The organism is Motiliproteus sp. MSK22-1 (assembly GCF_001968815.1).
In the GTDB taxonomy this organism is placed as follows: domain Bacteria; phylum Pseudomonadota; class Gammaproteobacteria; order Pseudomonadales; family Balneatricaceae; genus Motiliproteus.
The window spans coordinates 1-319 of sequence record NZ_MIEQ01000089.1 but is presented as its reverse complement, the minus strand read 5'-3'; the positions used below and the strand labels follow the sequence as shown (position 1 = coordinate 319).

The following is a 319-nucleotide window of genomic DNA, read 5'->3' as shown; positions in this document are numbered from 1 at the left end:
GACTGAGACACGGCCCAGACTCCTACGGGAGGCAGCAGTGGGGAATATTGGACAATGGGGGCAACCCTGATCCAGCCATGCCGCGTGTGTGAAGAAGGCTTTCGGGTTGTAAAGCACTTTCAGCGAGGAGGAAAGGGTGTAGATTAATACTCTGCATCTATGACGTTACTCGCAGAAGAAGCACCGGCTAACTCCGTGCCAGCAGCCGCGGTAATACGGAGGGTGCAAGCGTTAATCGGAATTACTGGGCGTAAAGCGCGCGTAGGTGGCCTAGTCAGTCAGATGTGAAAGCCCCGGGCTTAACCTGGGAACTGCATCT

At 55.2% G+C, this 319-nt stretch carries 1 rRNA gene; it reads left to right on the top strand.

Annotated features, from left to right (window positions below):
- A 16S ribosomal RNA gene (locus BGP75_RS22920) occupies positions 1-319 on the top strand; the annotation flags it as partial.